Raw genomic sequence first — 1472 nt, forward strand, 5'->3', positions numbered from 1 at the left:
AAGCAGTGCTTCCTCTACAACGATGCCTACGCCCCGTTCCTGGGGTCTCGCCATCCCGCGGCGCTCGGCATGCGGTTCGCCGAAGTCTGGCCGGACATCTGGAATGATATCGAGCCGCTGGTGGCGCGTGTGTTCGCAGGCGAGACGGCGACGTTCCAGGGCATGCCACTTGTCATGACCCGCAACGGCTTCGCCGAGGACACCTGGTGGGACTTCTCCTACTCGCCCGTCCACGATGAGCAAGGAGACGTTGTAGGGCTCTTGAACGTCGCTTCGGAGGCGACCCAGCGCTTACGCGCCGAGCACGATCGCGACACCGCGCTTGCCCTGTCGCGGGCCAGCGAGGCGGTGGCGCAGGAGAACTTCCAGCGCGTGCAACTGGCTCTTGATGCCGGTGCCATTATCGGTACCTGGTTCTGGGATATCGTGGCCGACCGCTTCACGATCGATGCGCCCTTCGCCGAGGCCTTCGGGCTCGATCCCGCGCTGGGTCGCGAAGGCATCCCGCTCGCGCAGATCGTAGCCACGGTTCATCCCGACGACCAAGCCGGCTTGGCCGAGGCCATCAACGAGTCGGTTGCCCGCGGCGGCGCCTATGCGCACCAGTACCGGGTGCGCCGCCTCGACGGGAACTACTACTGGCTGGAGGCCAACGGGCGCGTCGACCACGCACCGAACGGGACGCCGGTCAGCTTTCCGGGGGTCCTGATCGACATCGAGGGCCGCCGTGCCGCCGAGATCGAGCGCGACCGGATGGTTCAAGCTCTGGCCGCCAGCGAGGCCAAGTGGCGCAACGTCTTCGAGACGCTGCACGAGGGGTTCCTCCTTGGCGAGGTCATCCGGGACGCGTCGGGCCACGTCGTCGACTGGCGTTACGAGGCGGTGAACGATGCCTGGCACGACCTTGTCGGCGTGCCGCGGGGAACGGCGGTGGGACGCACCATCCGTGAGGTATTCCCTGGTGTCGAGGACGCCTGGGTCGACGAGTTCGCCCGTGTTGTCGAGACGGGCGAGCCAGCACGCTTCACGCGTCGCGTCGGCATGCTCGATCGCTGGTACGACGGTGTCGCCCAGCCGATCGGCGACGACCGCTTCACGGTCATCTTCCTGGAGGTCACCGAGCGCATTCGACGGGAGCGCCGGCAGGCGACGCTTCTGACGCTGGCCGACGAGTTGCGCGGTCGCTCCGACCTCGAAACCATCGTGACGGCCGCTGCGCGCTGTCTGGCCGATGGACTGGAGGTCGACCGGGTGGGTTCGGGCATCGTGGACCCCCGCGAAGACACGATCGAGGTTCGCTCCGACTGGTGCGAGCCGGGCACGTCCAGTGTCGTCGGCCAGCACGCGTTCTCGTCCTATGGCTCCTACATCGCGGACCTTAAGCATGGCGACGTCGTGGCCGTCGACGATGTCGCCCTCGATCCGCGCACGAGCGATCGACAGGCGGGCTTCGATGCGATCCAGACCCGGTC

General features: G+C 67.2%; 1 protein-coding gene. It reads left to right on the forward strand.

What is annotated here, in order from left to right; translation table 11 throughout:
• The coding region (locus AUL35_RS22685) for a PAS domain-containing protein (RefSeq protein WP_192847139.1) at positions 1-1472 on the forward strand (1472 nt) is incomplete at both ends.

The organism is Aureimonas sp. AU4, from assembly GCF_001463765.1.
In the GTDB taxonomy this organism is placed as follows: domain Bacteria; phylum Pseudomonadota; class Alphaproteobacteria; order Rhizobiales; family Rhizobiaceae; genus Aureimonas.